This window comes from Flavobacterium sp. LAR06, assembly GCF_041946075.1.
Taxonomy (GTDB): domain Bacteria; phylum Bacteroidota; class Bacteroidia; order Flavobacteriales; family Flavobacteriaceae; genus Flavobacterium.
In genome coordinates this window covers 19,416-45,180 of record NZ_JAUTYT010000010.1, presented here as the reverse complement: position 1 = coordinate 45,180, position 25,765 = coordinate 19,416, and the positions used below count along the sequence as shown (strand labels likewise).

At 35.7% G+C, this 25,765-nt stretch carries 16 protein-coding genes; 7 read left to right on the top strand and 9 right to left on the bottom strand.

From position 1 onward, the window contains the following. Positions 1–86 precede the first annotated feature (86 nt). The 3 genes from Q7C23_RS14965 (at position 87) to Q7C23_RS14955 (ending at position 6,091) form a co-directional block, all read left to right on the top strand. Complete coding sequence (locus Q7C23_RS14965) at positions 87–3,089, top strand: amidohydrolase family protein (protein ID WP_375033296.1); 3,003 nt, start codon at positions 87–89, stop codon at positions 3,087–3,089. Between the two features lie 37 nt (positions 3,090–3,126). After that, positions 3,127–4,434 (top strand): amidohydrolase family protein, encoded by a 1,308-nt coding sequence (locus tag Q7C23_RS14960; protein WP_375033295.1) that lies wholly within the window; start codon positions 3,127–3,129, stop codon positions 4,432–4,434. Between the two features lie 340 nt (positions 4,435–4,774). Then, positions 4,775–6,091 carry an ammonium transporter gene (locus Q7C23_RS14955; protein WP_375033294.1) on the top strand — a complete coding sequence of 439 codons (1,317 nt, stop codon included), beginning with the start codon at positions 4,775–4,777 and terminating at the stop codon, positions 6,089–6,091. Positions 6,092–6,255: 164 nt separating this feature from the next. Here the strand turns inward: Q7C23_RS14955 and Q7C23_RS14950 are convergent, their stop codons facing one another. The 3 genes from Q7C23_RS14950 to Q7C23_RS14940 form a co-directional block, all read right to left on the bottom strand. Then, positions 6,256–8,352, bottom strand: a complete 2,097-nt coding sequence (locus tag Q7C23_RS14950; RefSeq protein ID WP_375033293.1) for a cytochrome c biogenesis protein CcdA — start codon at positions 8,350–8,352, stop codon at positions 6,256–6,258. Continuing rightward, positions 8,352–9,662 (bottom strand): tRNA lysidine(34) synthetase TilS, encoded by a 1,311-nt coding sequence (tilS, locus tag Q7C23_RS14945; protein WP_375033292.1) that lies wholly within the window; start codon positions 9,660–9,662, stop codon positions 8,352–8,354. The genes Q7C23_RS14950 and tilS overlap by 1 nt, the downstream gene beginning before the upstream one ends. Before the next feature lie 197 nt (positions 9,663–9,859). Continuing rightward, positions 9,860–11,146, bottom strand: a complete 1,287-nt coding sequence (locus Q7C23_RS14940) for an anthranilate synthase component I family protein (protein WP_375033291.1) — start codon at positions 11,144–11,146, stop codon at positions 9,860–9,862. 219 nt (positions 11,147–11,365) lie between these two features. On the opposite strand from Q7C23_RS14940, the gene Q7C23_RS14935 reads away from it, so the two are divergent. Together Q7C23_RS14935 and Q7C23_RS14930 are read left to right on the top strand one after the other, a co-directional pair. Further along, entirely contained in the window at positions 11,366–12,259 is an 894-nt protein-coding gene (locus tag Q7C23_RS14935; protein ID WP_375033290.1) for a DUF4349 domain-containing protein, read from the top strand. A gap of 210 nt (positions 12,260–12,469) precedes the next feature. Next, positions 12,470–12,844 carry a DoxX family membrane protein gene (locus tag Q7C23_RS14930; protein WP_072975927.1) on the top strand — a complete coding sequence of 125 codons (375 nt, stop codon included), beginning with the start codon at positions 12,470–12,472 and terminating at the stop codon, positions 12,842–12,844. A gap of 57 nt (positions 12,845–12,901) precedes the next feature. Here Q7C23_RS14930 and Q7C23_RS14925 read toward each other — a convergent pair whose 3' ends face one another. The 3 genes from Q7C23_RS14925 to Q7C23_RS14915 form a co-directional block, all read right to left on the bottom strand. Continuing rightward, positions 12,902–13,444 (bottom strand): lipocalin family protein, encoded by a 543-nt coding sequence (locus tag Q7C23_RS14925; RefSeq protein ID WP_375033289.1) that lies wholly within the window; start codon positions 13,442–13,444, stop codon positions 12,902–12,904. A gap of 163 nt (positions 13,445–13,607) precedes the next feature. Next, positions 13,608–15,011, bottom strand: coding sequence for a dihydrolipoyl dehydrogenase (gene lpdA / locus Q7C23_RS14920; protein ID WP_375033288.1), 1,404 nt, complete (start codon positions 15,009–15,011; stop codon positions 13,608–13,610). A 298-nt stretch (positions 15,012–15,309) separates the two neighbouring features. Then, a complete protein-coding gene (locus Q7C23_RS14915; RefSeq protein ID WP_121318474.1) occupies positions 15,310–15,768 on the bottom strand; it encodes an Lrp/AsnC family transcriptional regulator in 459 nt (152 codons plus the stop codon). A gap of 324 nt (positions 15,769–16,092) precedes the next feature. On the opposite strand from Q7C23_RS14915, the gene Q7C23_RS14910 reads away from it, so the two are divergent. Next, positions 16,093–17,295 carry an aminotransferase class I/II-fold pyridoxal phosphate-dependent enzyme gene (locus Q7C23_RS14910; RefSeq protein WP_375033287.1) on the top strand — a complete coding sequence of 401 codons (1,203 nt, stop codon included), beginning with the start codon at positions 16,093–16,095 and terminating at the stop codon, positions 17,293–17,295. A 167-nt stretch (positions 17,296–17,462) separates the two neighbouring features. Here Q7C23_RS14910 and Q7C23_RS14905 read toward each other — a convergent pair whose 3' ends face one another. Beyond that, entirely contained in the window at positions 17,463–18,554 is a 1,092-nt protein-coding gene (locus Q7C23_RS14905; protein WP_375033286.1) for a DUF695 domain-containing protein, read from the bottom strand. A gap of 146 nt (positions 18,555–18,700) precedes the next feature. Further along, the gene (locus tag Q7C23_RS14900) at positions 18,701–20,635 is read right to left on the bottom strand and encodes an amino acid permease (RefSeq protein ID WP_375033285.1); all 1,935 of its coding nucleotides are present in this window, start codon (positions 20,633–20,635) and stop codon (positions 18,701–18,703) included. 635 nt (positions 20,636–21,270) lie between these two features. On the opposite strand from Q7C23_RS14900, the gene Q7C23_RS14895 reads away from it, so the two are divergent. Continuing rightward, positions 21,271–22,425: a Gfo/Idh/MocA family protein gene (locus Q7C23_RS14895; protein ID WP_375033284.1), complete on the top strand. Its 1,155-nt coding sequence runs from the start codon at positions 21,271–21,273 to the stop codon at positions 22,423–22,425. 143 nt (positions 22,426–22,568) lie between these two features. Here Q7C23_RS14895 and Q7C23_RS14890 read toward each other — a convergent pair whose 3' ends face one another. Then, positions 22,569–25,478, bottom strand: a complete 2,910-nt coding sequence (locus Q7C23_RS14890; protein WP_375033283.1) for an FAD-binding and (Fe-S)-binding domain-containing protein — start codon at positions 25,476–25,478, stop codon at positions 22,569–22,571. Positions 25,479–25,765: the final 287 nt, after the last annotated feature.

The following is a 25,765-nucleotide window of genomic DNA, read 5'->3' as shown; positions in this document are numbered from 1 at the left end:
ACGAAAATAGGGAAAAAAGATTACTAATAAATAAATCCGTTGTAACATATATTTCATATTTTTAGCAAAAATTTACCAAATTACATATGAAAAAAGCCCTACTTCTACTCTTTTTGAGTGTTTTTTTAACAAAAACCTACGCTCAGGAATACTTCCCTGTTAATGAAAGTGTGCACAACAAAAGTAAGAACTATACTGTTTTTACTAATGCCACTATTTATGTTACTCCTAGTAACAAAATCGAAAAAGGAACTTTACTGATTCAGGACGGTAAAGTTGTTGCGGTTGGAAATGCCATATCCATTCCGAAAAATGCTATTACGATAGATTTAGCCGGAAAAACGATTTATCCTTCTTTTATTGATATCTATACCAGTTTTGGTGTTGAAAAACCTAAAGCAAATATTACACCGGGCAGCAGTCGTAACCCGTTGTATGATACTAAAAGAGTTGGATATTACTGGAATGAAAGTGTTCGTCCGGAAATAAATACTTATGAAACTTTTAAATACGACCAGCCAAAAGCAGATGAATTACTGAAAGCAGGTTTTGGAGTTGTCGGAACTCATATTCCGGACGGGATTGCACAAGGTACCGGAGCTTTGGTTGCTTTGAACAATGAGGATAACAGCAAACAAATTATTGCCAATAAATTAACCAATCATTTATCTTTCTCAAAAAGTGCCCTTACCAATCAGAATTATCCAAGCTCTTTAATGGGATCCATGGCATTAATTCGCCAAATGTATTTAGATCTGGATTGGTACAAAAAAGGAAATTCTGAAACCAAAGATTTATCATTAGAAGCTTTGGCTAACAATGAAAAACTGGTTCAAATCTTTACTTCTGAAGATAAATTAAACAGTTTGAGAGCTGCCAAAATCGCTAAAGAATTTGGCTTAAACTATGTTTTAAAAGGAAGCGGAAATGAATTTGAAAGAATTGAGGAAATTAAAGCTACTAATGCAAAATTCATTATTCCAATCAGTTTCCCTGAAGCATATGATGTTTCAAATCCATACTTATCCAATCAAATCGAATTGGCTGATATGCGTTTCTGGAATCAGGCACCAACAAACCTAAAAGTGCTTTCAGACAACGGGATTGTTTTTGCGCTTACTACAGAAAAATTGAAAAAAATTGAAGATTTCAAACCCAATCTTCTAAAAGCCATAAAATTAGGTTTTGATAAAACGAAAGCATTAGAATCTTTAACTACAGTTCCGGCTGCTATTTTAGGAAAAAGCGCTGAAGTGGGCAGTTTGAAAGTGGGCACTTACGCTAACTTTATCATTACTTCCGGTGAGTTTTTTGACGAGAAAACAGTTCTATATGAAAACTGGGTTCAGGGATCTAAATTTATTGTAAACGATATTAGTGCCAAAGATATCCGTGGTAATTATGATTTAACAGTTGGAAAAGATACTTATAAATGGAAAATTGACGGAACAGCTGATGCTCAAAAATCAGAAGTAACTACTGTTGATGCGACAAAAGTAAAGAATACTTTTTCTATTGCTAAAAATTGGATATCGTTGGTAATCAAACCTGCAGATACAATCAAGTCAAATTACACACGTTTGACGGGGTTTATCGAAAAAACAGATGCGCTATCCGGAAAAGCAGTTTTATCAAACGGAGATGAATTGATTTGGACAGCTGTAAAAACGAGTCCATTTGTTATGGCAAAAGATTCTTCTAAAGTGGAGAAACCACTTCCAATTATGCCAGTAACCTATCCAAACATTGCTTTTGGTGATACTAAAAAACAAACAGTACAGACCTTATTATTTAAAAATGCTACGGTTTGGACGAATGAAAAAGAGGGAATCCTAACAGAAACGGACGTTTTAATCAAAAACGGAAAAATCGCTGCTGTTGGTAAAAATCTTTCAGATGCCGGCGCAACTGTTATTGATGCGAAAGGAAAACACCTTACGAGTGGAATTATCGATGAGCATTCGCATATCGCGATTTCTAAAGGGGTTAACGAAAGCGGGCACAACTCGACCGCAGAAGTTACGATTGAGGATGTTGTCAACTCTGAAGACATTAATATCTATAGAGATTTAGCGGGTGGTGTTACCATTTCGCAATTATTACATGGATCTGCGAATCCGATTGGTGGTCGTTCTGCGATCGTAAAATGGAAATGGGGTTCTTCTCCTGATGAAATGTTATATAAAAATCAACCTAAGTTTATCAAATTTGCTTTAGGTGAAAACGTAAAACAAGCGAATTGGGGAATTGATAACCCAACTCGTTTTCCACAAACAAGAATGGGAGTTGAACAGGTTTTTACAGATTATTTTCAATTGGCCAAAGAATATGACGAAAGCTGGAAAAAATTCAATTCTGGTTCTAAAAAAGGAAAAGCACCAAGAGTAGATTTAGAATTGCAAACTCTTGCTGAGATTTTAAACAAAGAGCGTTTCATCACTTGTCACTCTTATGTAGAGTCTGAAATTTTGATGTTAATGAATGTTGCAGAGAAATTCAATTTCAGAGTAAATACGTTCACACACATTTTGGAAGGTTATAAAGTAGCTGACAAAATGAAAGAGCATGGCGTTGGCGCTTCAACTTTTTCTGACTGGTGGGCCTATAAATTTGAGGTTAATGATGCAATTCCGTTTAACGGACCAATTATGCACAACCAGGGATTAGTTGTTGCCTACAATTCTGATGATGCTGAAATGTCACGCAGATTAAACCAGGAAGCAGCAAAAGCAGTGAAATACGGAAATATTTCTGAAGAAGATGCCTGGAAATTTGTAACCTTAAATCCTGCAAAACTTTTACATATTGATGATAAAGTAGGCAGTTTAAAAGTAGGTAAAGATGCCGATGTTGTGCTTTGGAGCGAAAACCCACTTTCTATTTATGCAAAAGCTGAAAAAACTATCATTGAAGGTGTTGTTTATTTTGATATCGAAAAAGATGCTCAGAAACAATTGGCTATTGCTAAAGAAAGAAGCGAATTGATTGGACAAATGTTGCAGGAAAAAAATAAAGGAAACGGAACGCAACAGCCACCAACCAGAAAAGAGAAAAAAGAATATCATTGTGATACTTTAGAACAGTTATAAGAGCTTAAGAAAATTCATAATGATAAAAAAAGACAACATGATAAATAGAAACATATATAAATTGCTGCTCCTGTTTTGTGCCTCTGTACAAATAAATGCACAGCAAATCCCGGCACCAAAACAAAGCAAATCGGTTTTGATTTTAAATGCTACGGCGCATTTAGGTAATGGACAGGTTATTCAAAATAGTGCGATTGGGTTCAAAGACGGAAAACTTACTTTAGTAGCCGATGCCACAACTATCAGACTTGCTGCTGATACTTACGATAGTACTATTGATGCCACAGGAAAACATATTTATCCCGGATTTATTGCCGCAAACTCTACTTTAGGCTTAGTAGAAATTGATGCCGTGAAATCATCAGTTGACGAGGAAGAAATTGGAACATTTAATCCGAATGTGAGAAGTATTATTGCTTATAATTCAGAATCAAAAGTTGTGGAAACGGTTCGTCCGAACGGTGTTTTGATAGCTCAGGTTACGCCACGAGGAGGAAGAATTTCAGGAACATCTTCAGTAGTACAATTAGATGCATGGAGCTGGAAAGATGCTATTTTGAAAGAAAACGACGGAATTCATCTTAATTTCCCATCAGGTTTTAGACGATCAGGATCATGGTTTGAGCCGGGAGTTATTGAAGCTAATAAAGATTATGTCAAACAAGTGGAGGAAATAAACGCTTTCCTTATCAATTCAAAAGCATACAATCAAACGGCTGCCAAAGAAAGAAACATTGTTTTAGAAGCTACAAAAGGTTTATTTGACGGAACACAAACCCTTTACATTCATGCTGACGAAGAGAAGCAAATTGTAGATGCAATTCAGCTTGCAGCAAATCATCAAATCAAAAAAATTGTAATAATCGGAGGATTTGAAGCTTACAAAGCCGCTGATGTTTTGAAAAAATACAATGTTGGAGTTTTGCTCAGACGTGTTCATGATATGCCAATAAGCGATGATCAAGATGTAAATTTACCATATAAAATGGCAAAAATACTAACTGACAAAGGTATTGTGGTGGGTCTGGAAAATAGTGGAGATCACGAACGTATGAGTGTTAGAAACTTACCTTTCTTAGCTGGAACCTGTGCCGCTTTTGGTTTAGATAAAGAAGTAGCGGTACAGCTGATTACTTTAAATACCGCTAAACTTTTAGGTATTGATGCAAGTTGCGGCACTTTAGAATCAGGTAAAGATGCTACTTTATTTATCTCTGAAGGTGATGCATTAGATATGAGAACAAATAAACTAACAACGGCTTTCATTCAGGGAAGAACGATTAATCTCGAAACATTTCAAAGTAAGCTGAACGACAAATTCAAAGCGAAGTACGGACAGAAGTAGTCTAAAATAATTCTATCAAAAAGGCATCACGTGAAATCTTCATATGATGCCTTTTTTATTTAAAAAATGAAACGATTTGACGTTTTTCATAAATATTTGATCATAATTACTCTTAAAATTAGAATTATTTTCATTGTTTTCTGTTAACACTGACGAAAAAACCTACACATTTCTGATTTCAGTTTAATAAATTGTAAAATTTAAGTTCATTTTAACAAATACACATAAAATATAGGGGGTTAAATTTAAAAATTAACAAAAATTAAACATTAGACTCTATTTTTAATAGGGGTGTCGAATGATTTTATATTTTTATAAAAATTTTAAAAACTAAATAACTATGCGAAAAATTATTTTAAGTGTGATTCTTATCACTATTTTGGTACTGACTTTTGTATCAAATTTCATCTTATCAGACAACCCAATTCCAGCAGAAGCTGTAAAGTTTGATACCGGAGATACTGCTTGGATGATCGTAGCAACTGCATTTGTATTGCTAATGACGCCAGGTTTAGGATTTTTCTACGGAGGTATGGTAGGTAAGAAAAACGTTATCAGTACCATGCTGCAAAGTTTTATGGCAATGGTAATTGTTACTATTTTATGGGTTGTTGTTGCTTTTGGTTTAGCATTTGGCCCTACTATTGGCGGAATCATTGGAGATCCTACTTCTAATTTATTCTTTCAAGGTGTTGGTACAAGTACTGCCTGGAGTCTTGCCCCTACAATTCCATTTATGTTATTCGCATTGTTTCAAGCAAAATTTGCCATCATTACACCAGCACTAATTACAGGTGCTTTTGCAGAGCGTGTACGTTTCTGGGCATATTTATTATTCATGGTCTTATTTATCTTATTAATATACGCACCGTTATGTCACATGACATGGCATCCTGACGGAGTTTTCTTCAAAATGGGAGTATTAGACTTCGCTGGAGGAACTGTAGTACACATGAGTGCTGGGTGGGCTGCATTAGCCGGAGCAATCTTCTTAGGAAAAAGAAAAGTTCAAAAAGTTAACCCTGCAAGAATTACTTATGTATTATTAGGAACTGGTTTATTATGGTTTGGATGGTTTGGTTTCAACGCAGGTTCTGCTTTAGGATCAAATGGTTTAGCTGTACAAGCTTTAGGAACTACAACTGTAGCTGCTGCAGCCGCTGCAATGGCATGGGTTTTCCTTGACAAAATATTAGGACACAAATTATCTGCACTTGGAGCTTGTATTGGAGCTGTTGTAGGTCTTGTTGCTATTACTCCTGCTGCTGGTTTCGTAAGTATTCCTCACGGAATTTTTATTGGAGCTTTTGCTGCAATCGTAAGTAACTTGGTAGTAAGTAAATTCCCTAAAGGAAAAATTGATGATGCTTTAGATGTTTTTGCATGTCACGGTGTTGGTGGTATGGTAGGTATGTTGTTAACCGGAGTTTTTGCTTCAAAAGCGGTTAACCCGGTAGTTGGTGATAATCAAGGTTTGATTTTCGGAACTCCTACTTTGTTCATCAACCAATTAATCGCTTTAGTAATCGTATCTATCTTCGCATTTGTTGCTTCATATATTTTATTCTTCGTTGTAAATAAAATTACTCCTCTAAGAGTTACTGAAGAGAAAGAAGAATTAGGATTAGATATCTCTCAACACGGAGAATACCTATAAGAATTTAATCCCCCCTTTTTGCCTTAATAAAAAAATCCCTCTAAGAGCTCACACTTAGAGGGATTTTTATTTGAATTACTTCCTTATGATTTTAGATTTTAGACTGTAGATTTTAGATTCGTAACCTACTTATTCTATATTCTTGACTCCTGTCTCTCAAAAATCTATTTAAAATTCGAAATCCCGGTTTTTAACCAAGTCGAATATTCCTCAACATCTACATAACTAATCGTTGGTTTTGAACTATTTAAATTCTTTCCTTCCAGATCAGTAATAACATATAAAGGCTGTGTATTTGTTTTGTATTTTGAGATCATAAAGTCAGTCCATTTATCACCAACTGTTTCGATTTTATCTCCTTTTGCGGTAACAAATTGTTCTTCTTTTGGTAATTCGCGTTTGTCGTCTACATAAAGCGAAATCAAAACAACTTCATTTTTTAAGATTGGCAAAACTTTTTCATCAGACCAAACATTGTTTTCCATCTTTCTACAGTTTACACACGCATAACCAGTAAAATCAAGCATTATTGGTTTATTGATTGATTTTGCATAAGCCAATCCATCTTCATAATCAGTAAAAACCATAATACCGTGTGGACCTAATTCGGCGCCATTAGGCAAACCTTTTATTTCACCAGTACCAACATTTGAGTTTGTCGAACCTCCAACTCCTAAAGGACTTTCGCTATAAGTTGGTGGTGGCGGGAAAGCACTAATTAATTTTAATGGCGCTCCCCAAAGTCCCGGAATTAAATAAACCGTGAAACTTAAAACCAATAATCCGAAAGATAATCTTCCTACTGAAATATGGTTTGTCGGACTATCGTGTGGCAATGTAATTTTTCCAAATAAATAAAGGGCTAAAGTTCCAAAAATCGCAATCCAGATCGCTAAGAAAACTTCTCTTTCTAATAAATGCAATTGCAATACTAAATCAGCATTTGACAAGAATTTGAATGCCAAAGCCAGTTCTAAAAATCCTAAAACCACTTTTACCGTATTCAACCAGCCACCTGATTTTGGTAAAGAATTCAACCAACCTGGGAACATAGCAAACAACATAAACGGCAATGCCATAGCAGATGAGAAACCTAACATTCCAATAACCGGAGCAATTCCGCCATTTGAAGCGGCTTCAACCAATAAAGTTCCAACAATAGGTCCTGTACAAGAAAACGATACAATTGCCAAAGCTAATGCCATGAACAATATCCCAACTATTCCGCCTCTGTCTGCTTGTTGATCTGCTTTGTTTGCCCACGAATTTGGAAGCATAATTTCGAACGCTCCTAAAAATGAAACAGCAAACACTATCAATAAAACGAAGAATATCAAATTAAACCAAACATCTGTCGACAAAGCATTTAATGCGTCTGCCCCAAATATTTTAGTCACAATCAAGCCTAATATTACATAAATCGCGATAATTGCTAATCCATAAATAACCGCATTACGAATTCCTTTTGCTCTGCTTTTACTTTGTTTGGTAAAGAAACTTACCGTCATTGGGATCATTGGGAAAACACAAGGCGTTAATAACGCTGCAAATCCAGATATGAATGCAATAAAGAAGATTGACCATAGACTTCTGGTTGGTGCCGGAGGCGGAATGTCATTATCTTTTGAAACAGTAACTTCATCTTTAGCGGTTTCCTTTTTAACTTCTTTTGTTACAGTTGATAAAGTGTCAATAGCTATTCCCGTTAATTTTGTTTCATCTTTTTTTACTTCAGAAACTGTTGCAACTGCTTCCATTTTGAAAGATGCCGGAATCGCAATAGAGAATTTTTTACTCGAATTGATACAAACCTCTTTACAAACCTGAAAGTCAAAATCGACTTCAACCGTTTTTAAATCCGGGTTTGTGATGGTGATTTCCTGTTCGATGTGTGCTTTTCCTTCAAAGAAAGTTTCGTTCACACCAAAAATATCATTGAAAGCTGTTTTGGTTTTTCCTTCTTTGGCTTTGCCAACCAAATTGTAATTTCCTTTTTGGTTTTTAAACACAATTTCCAACGGAAGCGGCCCTCCATCTGGAGTAAATTGTGAATACATATGCCAGTCTTTTTCAATAGTTCCATCAAAAATTAAAATAGCATTTGTCCCTGATTTTTTTTCAATTTTAGCCGTCCATTTTACCGGTTCTAAAATTTGAGCGTTACCTTTTGCAAAAGCAAAAATGAAAAATAACAAAAAAACCATGGTTTTATTCCAGATACTTTTTGAAGTTATCGTTTGATAGGATTGAGTAAAGTTCATTATTGTAATTCTATTTTAAGTATGTTATTAGTGGTATTTTCTATTTTAAAACGTTCATCCTGCCTAATTCCGATAACCCAGACAATTTGATTATCAGAGCACAAAATCCATTTTTTTTCCTTTTCGATCAGCGATAATTTTTCATCTTTAAAAAGTTTACTGACTTTTTTAGATTTTCCATTCATTCCAAACGGATGAAAAACATCACCTTCATTCCATTTACGCAAAACCAAAGGAAACTGGATTTTTTCGGCGTCAACAAAGATAGCTTTATTTGAATCTAATGTTATGTGACCTACGTTACATAGCCTCAATTTTAAGGGAAAATTAACTTCTTGCTCTTCTTTATTAATGTGATATTCTTCCTTTGTATCCTCTTCTAAAATCGGACTTAAAATCAAAGTATTTCTATTTTTCAGCAACCTAAATGCTGAAGAAAACACCTGTTTGCCAGATTGTCCATCAACCAAATCATAAATATCATTCCATGCCAAAAAGCCAAATTCATTCAGCCATTGGTACAAATACGATTTATAATTGGGTAATTTTTGAAGCTGATTTAAATCGAAGTGAATATCATCGCCCACTTCTTTCGCAACCTGCTGGTAAATCATAATCGAAGCATCTTCAACCATTTTCTGAGATTCCTGCAAGTAAGATTGTGTCTTCTGGAAAGCATTCAAAAAGTTAGGGTTGATTTCTTTTAGCATCGGAACTAGATCATGGCGGATTTTATTTCGCAGGTATTTATTGGATGCATTGCTGCTGTCTTCTCGCCATTCGATGTTATTTTCCTCTGCATATCTCAGAATTTCATCTCTTGAAAATGGTAAAAGCGGACGGATAATTTTATCGTTTTGTTCCGGAATTCCAGTCAAACCATCCAAACCGGTTCCACGGGTTAAATTGATGATAAAAGTTTCTAAATTATCATCGGCGTGATGCGCGGTTAAAATGCAATCGAAATTTTCGGTTTCTAAAAGTTCGTAAAACCAACTGTAACGCAGCTCACGCGCAGCAACCTGAGTTGACAACTTATAGTCTTTAGCAAAAGCTTCGGTATCAAATTGAGTAGTAAAAATTGGAATATTATTCTGATCGCAATAGTTTTGAATAAAACTCTGATCCCCAAAACTTTCTAATCCACGTAGTTGGAAATTACAATGTAAAACCGCAATTTCAAGAGGCAATTGTTGCAGCAAATGCAATAAAACCATACTGTCTAAACCACCGCTTACAGCGAGAAACAGTTTTTTATCTTCCAGAAATGGAAACCTCGAAATGATGTGATTTTGAAATTTTGAAAACATTTGATAAATGTAAAGAATTAAATTCTATCAATTTTTAAATGAAATGTTAAGCAGTATATTTTTTTTGCCACAGATTACAAGATTAGCACAGATTTTTTAATCTTTTTTAACCCTTTAATCTGTGGCTAATGTTTTTTTTTACCAATTAACCAATTAAAAAGAAATTAGTGAAAATTAGTGTAATTCGTGGCAAACCTTTATCGTAAAACCTCATGCATTGCCTTAGCCTTCAGCAAACATTCTTCGTATTCTTTTTCAGGATCAGATTGCGCTGTAATGGCGCTTCCTACTGAAAAGGAGACGTATTGATTTTCCTGATTATACAAGATACTCCTGATCACCACATTAAAATCAAAATCGCCTTCTGGTGTAAAATATCCAACAGCTCCACTGTATAAGCCACGTTTGGTTTCTTCCAGATTTTCAATAATTTTCATTACCGAAATCTTCGGAGCCCCTGTCATACTTCCCATTGGGAAAGTCGTTTTCAAAACATCAACGGGAGCATATTGAGAATCTAGTTTTGAAGTTATCGTCGAAATCATTTGATGAACCTGCAGAAACGAATAGATTTTACAAAGCTCAGCAACTTCAACAGAACCTTTTTGTGCAGTATGCGACAAATCATTTCGAACCAAGTCGGTAATCATGATATTTTCAGCACGTTCTTTCGAATCTGATTCCAGAAATTGTTTTGACTTTTCATCTTCAATCGGATCTACAGATCGTTTGGAAGTTCCTTTTATAGGTTGCGAAATAATAGTTTCTCCCTCTTTTTTAAGGTAACGTTCCGGAGAAGCAGAAAGTAAATATTGTTTGTAATTTTTAAAGAAAACCGAAAATGGCGCTTTTGAAATTTCATTCAATTTCAGAAATTTTTCTAATGGATTTATAACCGCATTCACAGCATAAAATTCCATACAGAAATTCCCTTCATACATATCCCCAATATGAATATGATGAAGTATTTTATTTACTTTTTCAATGTATAATTCTTTTGAAATACGCTGTTTGATCTCTAAAGATTCTAAGCTTTTAATTTCTAACTTTTCACTTTCGACTATCTCACTAAAATCCTCCTCAACCTCATCATCGCAAAGCAATAAATATCGAATTTCAAGCTGATTTCCTTTCAGGAAAAATATTTTTTTGGGCTGAAAGAAAAACAAATCCGGAAAATTTAATCCGTCAAAATTAGCTGATTTTAAATCCTCAACATCATTTTTTAAATCATAGGTTAAATAACCAAAAAGCCAGTCTTTAGTAGTTTGTTGGTATTGTTTTAAATCGTCAAAAGCATTCTGGAAATCGGTTTTTAAAGAGGTAAAGGCATCTACAGCCAAAACACAATCAAAATTGGAATATTGCTGTGTATGCGAATTGCTGTCTAAAAAAACAACCTCACGAAATTGCTGTGACCAGGTTAGAAGTTGCTGTTTAAACTGCTCCGGGTTTGAAATAGGTTTATGAATGGAAACTCTCAAAAAAGTATAAATTTTAGACTTCAAAATTACGACAAAAAAAATCCTTCAATAAAGTAATCCTCAAAAATTATTGGCACACTTTTTAGTATATCGAATTAGTGCTAATTATTAAAACTTTTCTTGCCATTTGATTAAAAAATTACTCGCGCTTTTATTACGTACAAAAACCTATTTACATCGTGTAAATAGTCTATTTATTAATCAAATTTTATAACCTTTATGAAAACAATTGCACAATTAGGTGTGACTACCTTGGTGATTATCGCATTACTATTTTCTTGTAAAAAAGCAGATTACGCTTCTGAAGAATCCGCAGATTACAAAACCACAGCAGACAGCACAGCTGTTTCCTCAACAGCAGCAGTGCAGCCCAAAAACAGCACACAGAAATTTATTCGAACCGCTGATATCAAATTCAAGGTTAAAAACGTCGTCAAATCTACTTATGCAATTGAAAACGCCGTGGCAAAATTTGGAGGTTTTGTTACTTACACCAACCTGAAAAGCAATATTCACGATCAGATTAAAACAAAAATTAGCCAGGACAGCACGCTGGAAACTACCAAATTTTCAGTCGAAAATAATATTACAATCCGTGTTCCCAACACCCAGCTTGATACCGTAATTAAAAGCATTGCAAAACAAATTGACTTCCTGGATTTCAGAGTGATCAAAGCCGATGATGTTTCTTTGAAACTTTTAGCCAATCAGCTTTCGCAAAAAAGAAGTACTGTAAATGAAAAAAGAGTTGAAAAAGCGATTGATGAAAAAGGCAAAAAAATAAACGACATTATGGAAGCCGAAAATGCTTTGGCCAGCCAAAAAGAAGCGAATGACAACAAAACCATCGATCATTTATCGATGCAGGATCAAGTTAATTTCAGCACCGTTACTTTACAGCTTTATCAAAACGAAACCATTAAACAGGAAATAACTGCAGGCGAAAAAGATTCTGCTTATTACAAACCTAATTTAGGAATTCAAATTATTGATTCTCTAAAAAGTGGCTGGTACATTCTACAGTCGATATTAGTGTTCTTTATCAATCTATGGCCTTTTATATTACTTAGTTTAGGTGGATTTTTTCTTTATAAAAGATATCTTAAGAAATAAGAAAAGTGTTAATAAAATAGCAATATCATAATGAAAAAATCGTTATATTTGATATAGCATTCAATTAATCCCAAAATAGGATTGTTTTGTTTACAAAATCCTCAATAAAATGATCTTTAAAACTGAATTTCATTTTTATAAGGGCATTCAAATAAATACGATTTCCAGCAGATAATTATATTTTTTAACCTCTTAAAAATCCTAAGTATTATGAAAATTGCTACAATTATTGTCCGCGTGTTAATTGGTCTTTTGCTGCTTTTTGCTTCGATCAGTTATTTTTTCCACCTAATGCCAGAACCAGAAACTACAGGGAATTTCAAAGCTTTTAATGTAGGTTTAATGGCTTCTACGTATTTAATGCCTTTAGCTAAATCAATCGAACTACTTTGCGGAATTGCATTTGTAACAGGACGTTATGTAACATTGGCTAATATTTTGATCTTACCCATTACGGTAAACATTTTGTTTATCAATTATTTTCTGGCCCCGGAAGGTCTGCCAATTGCGGCATTATTATTTCTGGCCAATTTATTTTTGATTTACAGATATTGGGATAATTACAAAAGTGTTTTCAAAGCATAAATTTCACTTAGAATTTAAATAACAAACCCGACAAATCAAAACTTGTCGGGTTTGCTTTTAATTGGCTTTATTATGTTCGACCCAAACGAGGTCTGAAACAGTATAACCAATTTCCTGTGCTTTGATAAGATAATCTGCTTTTACACTTTCAGGAATAGTTTTTTCTCTGGAAAGAATCCACATGTATTTTAAACTTTCTCCTACTACAAGTGCATATTTATAATCCGGATCAACGGCAATTACGTTATAACCGGAATAAAAAGGACCAAAAAATGAGACCTTAAGCATACCAACATTGTCCTTTTTGACGAACTTGGCTTTCCCGATGCTTTCTTCCCATTTGTCTTTTTTGACATTATAGCCCCTGTTACCAACTTTAATCGTGCCATCATCCTTAAGGGAATATTCGGCAGTAACGTTATTTAAATTTTTCTCCCATTTATAATCTAATCTTGCAATTTCAAACCATTTTCCCAAATACTTTGCTTTGTCAAAATTAGTGACTGCAACAGCTTTTTTGGGAATGGTTGCTTTGCACGAAGAAAGTACAAATGCAATTCCTGCTCCTATTAGAATTGGAGCTATATATTTACTTTTCATAATGTTATCTTTTTATACAAGTAAAGATAGCACCTGAATTACACATCTAATTTACAAAATTATTTTTGAATTTTATATTTTATGAAGCATAAAATTACAGCAAAGAAAAACCCATCACTTCCGAATTGGGAATGATGGGTTTTGAAATATGATTTACGTAAAATTATACGTGTAACGCTCTGTTGTCAGTAGCTGCTAATGCTGCCTCTTTTATCGCTTCCGCGAAAGTTGGATGCGCGTGGCTCATTCTTGAAATATCTTCAGCAGAAGCTTTGAATTCCATTGCAGTAACTGCCTCAGCAATTAAATCAGCTGTACGGGCTCCAATCATGTGAACTCCTAAAACCTCATCTGTTTTAGCATCAGCAATGATTTTTACGAATCCGTCTAAATCTCCACTTGCTCTTGCACGACCTAAAGCTTTGAATGGGAAACTACCTACTTTGTATTCCGTTCCTGAAGCTTTAACCTGCTCTTCTGTTTGTCCAACTGCAGCAACTTCTGGCCAGGTATAAACTACACCAGGAATTAAATTATAATCGATATGCGGTTTTTGACCCGCTAAGATTTCAGCAACCATAGTTCCTTCTTCTTCCGCTTTGTGTGCTAACATTGCTCCACGAACAACATCACCAATTGCATAAATATTTGGAACGTTAGTTTGTAAATGATCGTTTACTTCAACTTGTCCCCTGTCTGAAATTTTTACTCCTGCTTTGTCAGCGTTTAATCCGTCTGTGTAAGGACGACGACCAACAGAAACTAATGAATAATCTCCTTCTAAAGTGATAGTTTCTCCTTTAGCATTTTCAGCCTGAACTACAACAGCATCACCGTTTCTTTCAACCGATTTTACTTTGTGAGAAACGTAGAATTTCATTCCTTGTTTTTTCAATACTTTAGTCAATTCTTTAGACAAAGCTCCATCCATTCCAGGAATGATTCTGTCCATGAATTCTACTACAGAAACCTGAGCTCCTAAACGAAGGTAAACTTGTCCAAGCTCGATTCCGATTACTCCACCACCAATAATTACTAAGTGTTTTGGAACTTCTTTTAAAGCCAACGCTTCAGTAGAAGTGATGATTCTTTCTTTATCAATTTTAATGAAAGGTAAAGAAGATGGTTTTGAACCTGTAGCGATTACAGTATATTTTGCCTCGATAGTTTCAGATGTTCCGTCTGCTTTAGCAACTGCAATGTGTGTTGCGTCTACGAAAGAACCTAAACCATTGAAAACAGTGATTTTATTTTTATCCATTAAGTAGTTGATTCCACCTACGGTTTGATCTACAACTGCTTGTTTGCGCGCGATCATTTTCCCTAAATTGATTTTCACATCACCAGAAACTTCGATTCCGTGATCTGCGAAATGAGCAATTTCTGCATAATGATGAGAGGAAGAAAGTAATGCTTTTGAAGGAATACAACCTACGTTAAGGCAAGTTCCGCCCAAAGAGTTATACTTTTCTACAATTGCTGTTTTGAAACCTAATTGTGCGCAACGAATTGCTGATACATATCCGCCAGGACCTGAACCTATAATGACTACGTCAAATGAACTCATAGTTTGTCTATTTTATTTTTAGCGATACAAAATTAAGGAATAAAGTTTTGTTTAAAGTTTAAATTTCAATGTTTTTTGTGTGAAATTTTGGTGGGAGATTTTACCGCAAAGTTCGCTAAGAGTTACGCTAAGGTTCGCAAAGTTTTATTTTTTTAGTCTCGAAATCCCGATAGCTATCGGGACGCAAAGGTTTCTTTAGAATTTGCTGGCAAAGCGAAAAACACAAAGTAAAGCAACCTGAAACCTGCAACTTGAAAGAAAAAACCCTTTGCTCCTTTGCTCCTCTGAACCGTTGTACCTAAAAAGAAATCACCGTTGAATTCTTCACTTCACTAATCATAAAGGTACTTTGAGTACTCCCAATATGTTGTAAGGTAGTAAGTTTGGTTACCAAAAATTCTCTATAAGCTTCCATGTCTTTTACCAATACTTTTAGAATATAATCATAATCTCCGCTTACGTGATGGCATTCTAAAACTTCGTTTAGTTTGATGACTTCGCTTTCGAATTTGGTTAGGAATTCTTTGGTGTGCTGGATGAGTTTTAAATGACAGAAAACCACAAATCCTTTTTCAATTTTGGTTTTGTCTACAAGTGCTACGTAGTTCTTGATAATTCCTTCTCGCTCCAGTTTTTTGATTCTTTCGTAAACTGCTGTTACCGAAAGATTCAATTTTAAGGATAATTCTTTGGTTGTCTTTTTACTGTCGGTTTGTAAAAGAACCAGGAGTTTTTTATCAGTGGCGTCTAAGGTCATTTGTAGTTTGTTGTTGCGATGAAAAAAAATCTATCTATTTGACTTTTGTTGAACAAATTTAAACTAAAAATCTTTTATAAGTCATTTTTATAGTTTTAAAATCTAATTATCAAGCTAATCATTGATTAATTTTCTCAATAGATGTTATTTTGAACTGATTTCCTTTTTGAAAACGAGTGTCCTAGCCCTGATGGGAGGGAAAATCCTTTTGTTCCGGGGTTCGGCACAAAAGGTTGAAACGGATAGCAAGAAACAGCTCCTAAAAAATGGCAATTTCAAAAATCAATTACAATAGCAAACTCAAAAAATAATAAAATATCACGTATGAAAAACTTTAATCCCGCAGATAAAATTCAGGATTTGCAATACTTTGGCGAATTTGGAGGTGTGAACCCTTCGATTTCTGATTCTTCTACTTATACTTTCCTTTCGGCGAAAACCATGTTTGATACTTTTGAAGGCAATATGGAAGGCTGTTATTTGTATTCGCGCCATTCTTCGCCGAGTAATTTGTATCTGGATCAGGCATTGGCGGCGATGGAGGGAACGGAAACCGCAAACGTATCAGCTTCAGGAATGGGAGCCATTACGCCTACTCTATTGCAGTTGTGCGGTGCGGGCGACCACATTGTTTCAAGTCGAACGATTTATGGCGGAACGTATGCTTTTTTGAAGAATTTTACACCTCGATTCGGAATTGAAACGAGCTTTGTTGACATTACAAAATTGGATATTGTAGAAGCTTCGATTACACCAAAAACGAAAGTTATTTATTGTGAAACGGTAAGTAACCCATTATTGGAAGTGGCTGATATTGCAGGTTTGGCTAAAATTGCAAAAAAACACAATTTGAAATTGGTGGTTGATAATACTTTTTCGCCTTTATCTGTTTCTCCGGCAAAACTAGGTGCTGATATCGTGATTCACAGTCTGACGAAATACATTAACGGAAGCAGTGATACGGTTGGTGGTGTGACTTGTGCCTCTAAAGAATTTATCAATTCACTGAAAAATGTTAACTCTGGAGCAAGTATGCTTTTGGGACCAACGATGGATAGTTTGCGTTCGGCTTCGGTAATGAAAAATCTTCGTACGCTTCATATTCGTATCAAACAACACAGCCATAATGCGCATTTTCTAGCTGACAAATTTGAAGCTGATGGTCTGAAAACGGTTTATCCGGGATTGAAAAGCCACCCTAGTCATGAGCTTTATAAAACGATGATTAATCCGGAATATGGTTTTGGCGGAATGATGACAATCGATGTTGGAACTTTAGAGAAAGCGAATGAATTAATGGAGCTAATGCAGGCCAGAAACTTGGGGTATTTGGCGGTAAGTTTAGGGTTTTACAAAACACTTTTCAGCGCGCCTGGAACCTCCACTTCCAGCGAAATTCCGTTAGAGGAACAAGCAGAAATGGGATTGACGGATGGTTTAATTCGTTTCTCTATTGGGTTAGATAATGATATTCAGCGTACTTATGAGATGATGAAGGCTTGTATGGTGGAGCTTGGGATTTTGTAATTATAATTGTTATTTCGCAGAGATTCACGGAGGGTTTTCGCAAAGATACACTAACATTTTTTTTATTATCTCTTAAAAAAGGCAAACATTTCTTTATATATAAATTTGCACGATTTTTAATTTGTTTGTTTGAATCCGCTAGAGATCTTTCTCTTAGCGGATTTTTTTCAATTATGCTCAAGATGTTTGAAAGACTGCCAATACTTGTCCTTATATATTTCGTAACTTATCTCAAACTGATTATGCTTCTTAATTATGGCATTTAAAACTTTTGGTGGTTTTCTAAAATCTTTACAAGCAAAATGAATTTCTCTTTTACCCCCGCTTGTTTCCCTTCCTACATTTAAATAACCATCCAAATCTTTAAGATCAAGCATTATTTCATCTTCAATATCGTTCAATAATTGATAGGTTTTATCATCTGGCATTCCGTTATTACTACTTCCATCAAATGGAATTTCAATACTTAAAACCCATGGATGAGAGGCTTTTTTATCCCAGTGTACAAGATCGCTATCAACTATTGCTAAAACAATTTCTCCCTCTTTTGTTTTTGCTTCCAGACTCGAATAATTATCATTTTCAGTATTATGTCGTACACCTTCATACTTTTCTACGAATTCTTTTTCTCTCCAGATTAAATAATCTTTTAATTTTTCAATTGGAATTAATTCCTCAGAAGCATCATTTTCACCAACGACCTTTAAGCTATCTATTAAAGTAACGGAATGTAATTCTCCTAAATAATTATCCAGAAAAATATAAACTCCATTAGTTTGAATTCCTTTTTTATCTTCAACAAAATCGTCATAGACAATAGTTAAATCAATTTCATCAGGATAATCTTTATGCAAGTTTGGATAAAACTTTAAACTGCCACTGTTAAACTTAAATCCTCCCATATTAATACTGACATCCTTAATATCTGATGCAGGTTTAAGAGCAGTAAATTTCCATCCATCAATTTTAGGAGCAGCATTAACCAGTTCTTCTACTAAGAAAATATTTCTTATTGCGCCGTCAGGGGTTAAAATCAATTCCGCTGTATGTTCATCAAGCATTCCTGTCAAAAAATAAATTTCATCATGAATTTCATCCAATTTTGGGCTTAGTTTTTTAAAGAAACCTTGTTCAATATTGTCACCATTTTGAACAACTTTGAAAAACTCTTTTTCATGTTTTAAAAACCAATCCCAGAAGTCATTGTACGAAGTTATTGGAGACTCTTTTTTACCCAATATTTTACTAAGAAAACCCATTTATTAAAAAAAATTAAATTTAAACTTGCTATAAACAAACCTAAGAAAAAGCTTTTAAAAAATGAGAATATTTTTATAAAAATGCAATAACAAAAAAGCCGTTCTGATCAATCTCAGAACGGCTTTTTAAATACAACTCTTAACTTCTAACTCTCTTCAGGGAAGTTTAGTTTACTATTCTTTCTACTATAAGTAAAGTAAATAAACAACCCGATTAACAACCAGATGGTAAAGTAAATCCAGTTCCAAACGCTTAATTCGGCCATCATGTACAGACAGCAGATTAATCCTAAAAGCGGAATTAAAGACAGGTTTTGTCTGAATGACCAAACGGCTAATCCAACCAAAACGAAAAGGAAAATCCACATTGGAATTTTGTGTTTGAATAAACTGAAACCTGATTCGTATTTTAGAGAATCATTGATTGGCAAACCTTTTACAACTTCAGCATATTTAGCGTCGTCGTCCTGGTATTGGCTTAATAAATGCTCTAAATCTGAGCTTTCGGCCGTTTTATTTTTAACATCGATGCTTTCTAAATAATTGAAAACTTTCGCTGATTCTTCTTTATCTAACGATGTAATAATGGTCGTTGCATCGTTTGTTTGCGCTTCGTTATTAATAAAAGCCATTGTTGCTTTATTGTTGAAAGCAAAAGCGTAATATATTCCTGCAATCATTAAAACCGGCAAAATATACTTTGAGTTCACATATGGTGTTTTGAATTTCCCTCTTGGAATATCCGTTTTGTTTTGTAAAACCAAAACTCCTGCACAAACCAATACAAAGGCAAATAAAGTTCCGATACTACATAAATCGGTTACCATTGTTAAGTTTAAAAACAATGCCGGAACTGCCACCACAAAACCAGTTACAATAGTTGCAAAAGATGGTGTTTTGAATTTTGGATGTACTGTAGAAAATTTCTTTGGCAATAAACCGTCACGGCTCATGCTCATCCAGATACGAGGCTGTCCCATCTGGAAAACCAATAAAACACTCGCCATCGCCACTACTGCACTTACGGCAATAATTCCGGACATCCATTTTAAATTTAATTTATCGAAAACAAATGCCAGAGGATCTCCAACATTCAATTCGTTATAGCGTACCATTCCGGTTAAAACCAAGGCAATGGCAATATATAAAATCGTACAGATAATAATCGCCCACATCATGCCTCGTGGTAGATCACGTTGTGGATTTTTACATTCTTCCGCTGTTGTAGAAATCGCGTCAAAACCAATATAAGCAAAGAAAACGGCTGACACACCTTTTAAAACACCACTAACGCCATTTGGAGCAAACGGATCCCAGTTTGCTGTATCTACATAAAATACACCCACTGCAATAACCAAAAGAACGATACAAAGTTTTACAACAACCATTGCATTACTCGCATTACGAGATTCTTTCATTCCGCGGTAAACCAAAGCTGTAATCAAAACAATGATGAATAAAGCAGGTAAATCCGCAACAAAATGGAAAGAGCCTATTGTTGGTGCTGTCGTCCAGGCAGTATAAGAGGCTTGTAATCCTGCACCTAAGTTTTCGTATGTTTTTCCACCCTGCATTAATGCTGTGGCATCATTAAATCCGTTTGAAGCGGTTAGATAATCCATCTGAACCCATTGCGGTAAATGAATCCCGCCACTCTGGAGCAGTCCCGTAAAATAATCACTCCACGATATCGCCACGGTTATATTGCCGACGGCATATTCCATGATTAAAGCCCAACCGATAATCCAGGCAATAAGTTCTCCAAAAGCTACATAAGAATACGTATAAGCACTTCCTGAAACCGGAACCATTGAGGCAAATTCGGCGTAAGCAAATGCAGCAAAACTACAAGCCAATGCAGTAAACAAAAACAGGAAAATAACGGCTGGTCCACCATCGGCACTTGCTTTTCCGATGGTACTAAAAATTCCCGCACCTACAATTGCCGCGATTCCAAATGCAGTTAAATCTCTGGTTGTTAAATGTTTTCCTAATGCATTATGACCATCTGCTTCGTTCTTTGCAACTTGCTTGAGAATATCTTGTACCGTTTTTTTTCGGAATAAACCTGATAATGCCATATGTGGTTTTGCTTTTAAAATTAATTTATGTCGGTCTTTGTGGTTTTATTTTGCAAATAATGCAAAAATTATCCTGATTTCAAATATATAAAACCATTTTGTTTTAATGCGAATTATTTTTTGCGACAAAGGCGCCAGGACATGAAGTCTTTTTTGCCACGAATTGCACTAATTTCTACGAATTGTTTTTTGCCACTAAGACTCTAAGGCACGAAGTTTTTTTTGCAACCAAGCGTAGGAATTATTTCTCTCGCAGATTTGGCAGATTGCCCAGATTTCTATTTCACTGATTAAATAGATTTCTACAGATTTATTTCATATCAAAATTAAATCTGCCAAATCTGCGGGAAACAAAAACTCAGCCCAATCCGTCTAAATCCACGTCATCCGCGTGCCATCTCTCCTTTCAAATACACCCCTGTTTTTCGTCACAAATTAAAAAAATTCTCACATTTTTTTATCTCAAACTTTAATAAGAAATCTTGCTTCTTTTTTTACATTTGTTACATTATGACAAATGTAAATTACACACTATACTCTCTAATTATTTTTTTATGAGTGTTTTACAAAAACCATTAATGTAAGATTTCTCAAAAACCACTATTAACAAACCACTTTACTTAAAACCAAACCACATGGAAAAAATTTCAAGACGATCATTTGTAAATAAATTTGGGGCTGGCGTTGGAGCCTCGGTGATCATAACCACACTGCCTTCTTTTTTAACGGCACCCGATCCTGATAAAATACCGTATACCGGAAAAAAATTAAATGTTGCGCTTTGCGGATTAGGAGTTTATGCCGATCTCGTAGCGAAAGGGATACAGGTTTCTGAATACTGTACGCTTGCCGGAATCGTTACCGGTACTCCAGCTAAAGCTACAAAGTGGAAAGCCAAGTACAATATCCCCGACAAGAACATTTATAATTATCAAAATTTTGATGAGATCGTCAACAATAAAGATATTGACTTAGTGTATGTGATACTGCCTAACAGCATGCACAAAGATTTTGTTGTTCGTTCTGCAAAAGCCGGAAAACATGTCATTACCGAAAAACCTATGGCAATTACGGTCGCAGAATGTGAGGAGATGATCAAAGCCTGCAACGATAATAAGGTACAACTGGCAGTTGGTTATCGTTTGCATTATGAACCAACGCATATGGAAATTAAACGACTGGGGCAAGAGAAAGTTTTTGGAAAAGTACGCTATATAGAAACATCACTTGGCTATAAAACCTATGATACCATTGCCAAAAAACCTGTCGATATAAATGATCCAAGTGTATGGAGATTAAATAAAAAATTATCCGGTGGTGGTCCGTTAATGGATTTGGGAATTTATTGCATTCAGGCAAGCCGTTACATTTTAGGCGAAGAACCAATCGCTGTAACGGCTCAATTCGGAACCGTAAATGATAAAAACAGATTCTCAGAAACGGAAGAAAGCATTTCGTGGCAAATGGAATTCCCAAGTGGTGCAATGGCCAATTGTAATTCTTCTGTTGGGTATTATATTGACCGAATTTATGCCACTGCAGACGAAGGTAATTTTCAATTAAGTCCGTCTTTAAGCTATGGTCCCTATGAGGGAAAAACTTCGAAAGGCCCACTAAAATTCCCTGAAATCAACCAACAGCAAACACAAATGGATGAAATTGCAAAAGTACTCTTAGAAAACAAAAAGCTCCCAAGCCACATCACCGGCGAAGAAGGCCTTAAAGACATTAAAGTCATCAACGCGATTTACAAAGCGGCCGAAACCGGAAAGAAAGTTTCACTAAAGTAGTGTTACCACAAAGGCTCTAAGTCACAAAGTTTTTACATTATTTCAATTCGTGAATTCGTGGCGGAAAAAATAGCCACGAATTCACGAATTATTTTTTTAATAAATCTTTGCGAACCTTGCGTAAACCTTTGCCAACTTCGCGGTTAAGCCTTCAAACAACTTCTCAAAATACTCACCGGATGCTGTGCTTCCCTACTCGTTCCATCATAAATCTGATGGCGACAACTTGTTCCTGCAGCGGCGATTTTTACATTCCCTGCCGTAGCACGCACTTTTGGGAATAAAGTATCTTCTCCCATTTGCATACTCACCTGGTAATGTTCTTTTTCGTAACCGAAAGATCCCGCCATTCCGCAACAACCCGAATTATAAATCGTAACTGTAGTATTGGTTGGTAAATTCAGCATGGCAAAAGTTGCTTCAACAGAACTCAAAGATTTCTGATGACAGTGTCCGTGAATCTTAATTTCTTTCTTTTCATCAGAGAATGAATCCGGTTTAATTTTACCATCTATAATTTCTTTTTTAAAGAATTCTTCAATGGTAAAAGCATTTCGGGATAACTTTTCTGCTTCTTCCTTGTCATCTGCCAGACGAAGATATTCATCCCTGAAAGTTAAAATGGCAGAAGGTTCAATACCAACCAAAGGCGCATTGCCCAAAACCAAATCTTTAAAAATGTTGACATTGTGATTGGCTATTTTTTTGGCTTCCTCCAAAAAACCTTTAGATAAATAGGCCCTTCCACTTTCTTCATGATCGATAACCAGAACCTGATAACCTAATTTGGTTAATAATTCGAAAGCATCGATTCCTATATTTACATCATAATAATTGGTAAATTCATCTACAAACAAATACAATCTTCCGTTCGGAAAATCCATAACTGTAGGTTTATGATTTTCATACCATTTTCTGAAAGTCTTTTTTGCTAAAAGCGGCACTTGTCTTTCCGGTGCAATTCCCATACTTTTTTTAACCAGAGACTGATTCGAAATAAAGTTGGTTATCGACGGAAACAAACTTCCCATTTTATTCAGTTTTGCGTTGTGGGCAAAAATCTTATTTCGGGTTGAGAAACCGTTTGCTTTTTGGTATTGATATAAAAACTCCGCTTTTAAAGTGGCAACGTCCACGTTACTCGGACATTCGCTGGCGCAGGCTTTACAACTCACACACAACTCAAAAACTTCGTATAATTCTTTCTGGTCGAATTTATTTTCTTTCTCCGAATACGTCAAATATTCACGCAATGCATTCGCTCTTGCACGCGTGGTTTCTTTTTCGTTTTTAGTTGCACGGTAACTTGGACACATTGCTCCTCCTGCCGATGGCAATTTTCGGCAATCGCCAGAGCCGTTGCATTTTTCGGCAGCGCGCAAAATCCCTAAACTGTCTGAGAAATCCTGAAACGTTTTAATATCCGGTTCTACCCTTCCCGAAACCACACGATGGTTTTCATCCATCTTTAAAGCGTTTACGATCTTCCCGATATTCAAAACCGAATTCGGATCGAAAGCCAGTTTAATGCGTTTCAGCAATTCATAATTTGTTTCGCCAATCATAAACGGAATAAACTCGCCGCGCACAATTCCGTCGCCGTGTTCCCCGCTTAGCGAACCTCTGTATTTCTTCACCAAAATCGCCACATCGGTCGCGATGGTTCTAAATAGTTTTAAGTCAGATGTTTTCTTCAAATTCAAAACCGGACGCAAATGCAGTTCGCCCGCACCTGCATGCGCATAATAAATCGCACCTTGTCCGTGACGCAGCATCATGGCCGAAAACTCCGCAATATAAGCCGGTAAATCGCTCAACTCAACAGCTGTATCCTCAATAGAATCGGCTGCTTTGTCGTCTCCTACGATACTTCCTAAAAGTCCCAGGCCGGCTTTTCTAAGTTCGTTTACTTTTTCAATATCGGCTCCGTAAATTTTTACGAGTGCGTAACCAAAGTTGTTTTTTTCTAAATCGGCAATTAAAGCATTCGCCTGATTTTCGGCATCTTGTGCGTCGTGCGAAGCCACTTCAAACATCATAATCGCTTTCGGTTCTCCAACCAAAAAGAAACGGTTTTTGATGTGTTCGCGATTCGTTTTCGTACAATCTAAAATCGTGTCGTCGATCATTTCTGCGGTGTACAAATAATGTTTCATCGCCACTACAACAGATTCCAGCGATTCCTGAATACTATGATAATGCGCCACCACCATAATATTGTTCGCCGGCGGTAAATCGTCTACTTTTAAGGTAATTTCATAAGTAAAAGCCAAAGTTCCTTCACTTCCGCAGAGTAATTTTCCGAGATTGATTGTCGGTTCTGTTCCACCAAACAAATCCGATTTCAGTAAAATATCAACCGCATAACCCGTATTTCGTCTGTGAATCTCCGGTTTCGGAAACTCTTTTACAATTTCATCCTGCGTAGCTTTTACCGAAAGTTCGTCGTAAACGCTTTTGTATATTTTATTTTCTAAGGTATCGCCTTTTGTTTTTTCGATAAATTCCGCCGAAGTCAGTTCCTTAAAAACTACTTCCGATCCATCACTCAAAATCGCTTTAATCTCCACAATTTTATCGCGCGTCACGCCATAGCGAATCGAAGTCGTTCCCGAAGAATTATTGCCCACCATTCCGCCAATCATACAGCGGTTGGATGTCGAAGTATTCGGGCCAAAAAACACGCCATGAGGTTTCAGAAACAAATTCAGTTCATCGCGAATCACACCTGGCTCGACCGTAACTGTTTTTTTAATTGGGTCGAAATTCAGGATTTTGGTAAAATTCTTCGAAACATCGACCACAATTCCGTCGCCCACCGTTTGTCCGGCCAGCGAAGTTCCCGCCGTTCTTGGCGTAATCGAAATCTGATGCTCCCGCGCAAACCGAATCAGTTTACTAATATCTGCGATCGATTTAGGTATGGCAACCGCTTTTGGTTTAATCCGGTAAACCGAAGCATCGGTCGAATAAAGTGTTTTATGAAGATCATCGTATAAAAGTGTTCCTTCCAACGATGCTGATAATTGTTCTAAATCCTTAAGTAGTGACATTTTTGCTGAATATGATTTGACAAAAATAGTTATTTTTTTAAGGTTCTAAGGTTCTAAGGTTTTTTTAACTAGTGTAATCCTGAGCGAAGTCGAAGACTTTTGAAAACTAAATCTCAATCATTAAAACAAGCAAAATTTTGGAATTTGGAGTTTATTTATTGGAATTTCATTTTTAATCAGGAGCTGTTTACTTCGTCAGTCGCTAGCGCTCGTGTCCTGCTGTACGCTGTATCTTATATTCCTCCCGATAGCTATCGGGACTGGCACAAAAGGATGCCGCTGCCATT

Bases quoted from the DNA above. Each gene is read 5' to 3' on its own strand.
- Q7C23_RS14965 (WP_375033296.1), top strand. From the start codon at position 87: ATGAAAAAAGCCCTACTTCTACTCTTTTTGAGTGTTTTTTTAACAAAA.
- Q7C23_RS14960 (WP_375033295.1), top strand. From the start codon at position 3,127: ATGATAAATAGAAACATATATAAATTGCTGCTCCTGTTTTGTGCCTCT.
- Q7C23_RS14955 (WP_375033294.1), top strand. From the start codon at position 4,775: ATGCGAAAAATTATTTTAAGTGTGATTCTTATCACTATTTTGGTACTG.
- Q7C23_RS14950 (WP_375033293.1), bottom strand. From the start codon at position 8,352: ATGAACTTTACTCAATCCTATCAAACGATAACTTCAAAAAGTATCTGG.
- tilS (WP_375033292.1), bottom strand. From the start codon at position 9,662: ATGTTTTCAAAATTTCAAAATCACATCATTTCGAGGTTTCCATTTCTG.
- Q7C23_RS14935 (WP_375033290.1), top strand. From the start codon at position 11,366: ATGAAAACAATTGCACAATTAGGTGTGACTACCTTGGTGATTATCGCA.
- Q7C23_RS14930 (WP_072975927.1), top strand. From the start codon at position 12,470: ATGAAAATTGCTACAATTATTGTCCGCGTGTTAATTGGTCTTTTGCTG.
- Q7C23_RS14925 (WP_375033289.1), bottom strand. From the start codon at position 13,444: ATGAAAAGTAAATATATAGCTCCAATTCTAATAGGAGCAGGAATTGCA.
- lpdA (WP_375033288.1), bottom strand. From the start codon at position 15,011: ATGAGTTCATTTGACGTAGTCATTATAGGTTCAGGTCCTGGCGGATAT.
- Q7C23_RS14915 (WP_121318474.1), bottom strand. From the start codon at position 15,768: ATGACCTTAGACGCCACTGATAAAAAACTCCTGGTTCTTTTACAAACC.
- Q7C23_RS14910 (WP_375033287.1), top strand. From the start codon at position 16,093: ATGAAAAACTTTAATCCCGCAGATAAAATTCAGGATTTGCAATACTTT.
- Q7C23_RS14905 (WP_375033286.1), bottom strand. From the start codon at position 18,554: ATGGGTTTTCTTAGTAAAATATTGGGTAAAAAAGAGTCTCCAATAACT.
- Q7C23_RS14900 (WP_375033285.1), bottom strand. From the start codon at position 20,635: ATGGCATTATCAGGTTTATTCCGAAAAAAAACGGTACAAGATATTCTC.
- Q7C23_RS14895 (WP_375033284.1), top strand. From the start codon at position 21,271: ATGGAAAAAATTTCAAGACGATCATTTGTAAATAAATTTGGGGCTGGC.
- Q7C23_RS14890 (WP_375033283.1), bottom strand. From the start codon at position 25,478: ATGTCACTACTTAAGGATTTAGAACAATTATCAGCATCGTTGGAAGGA.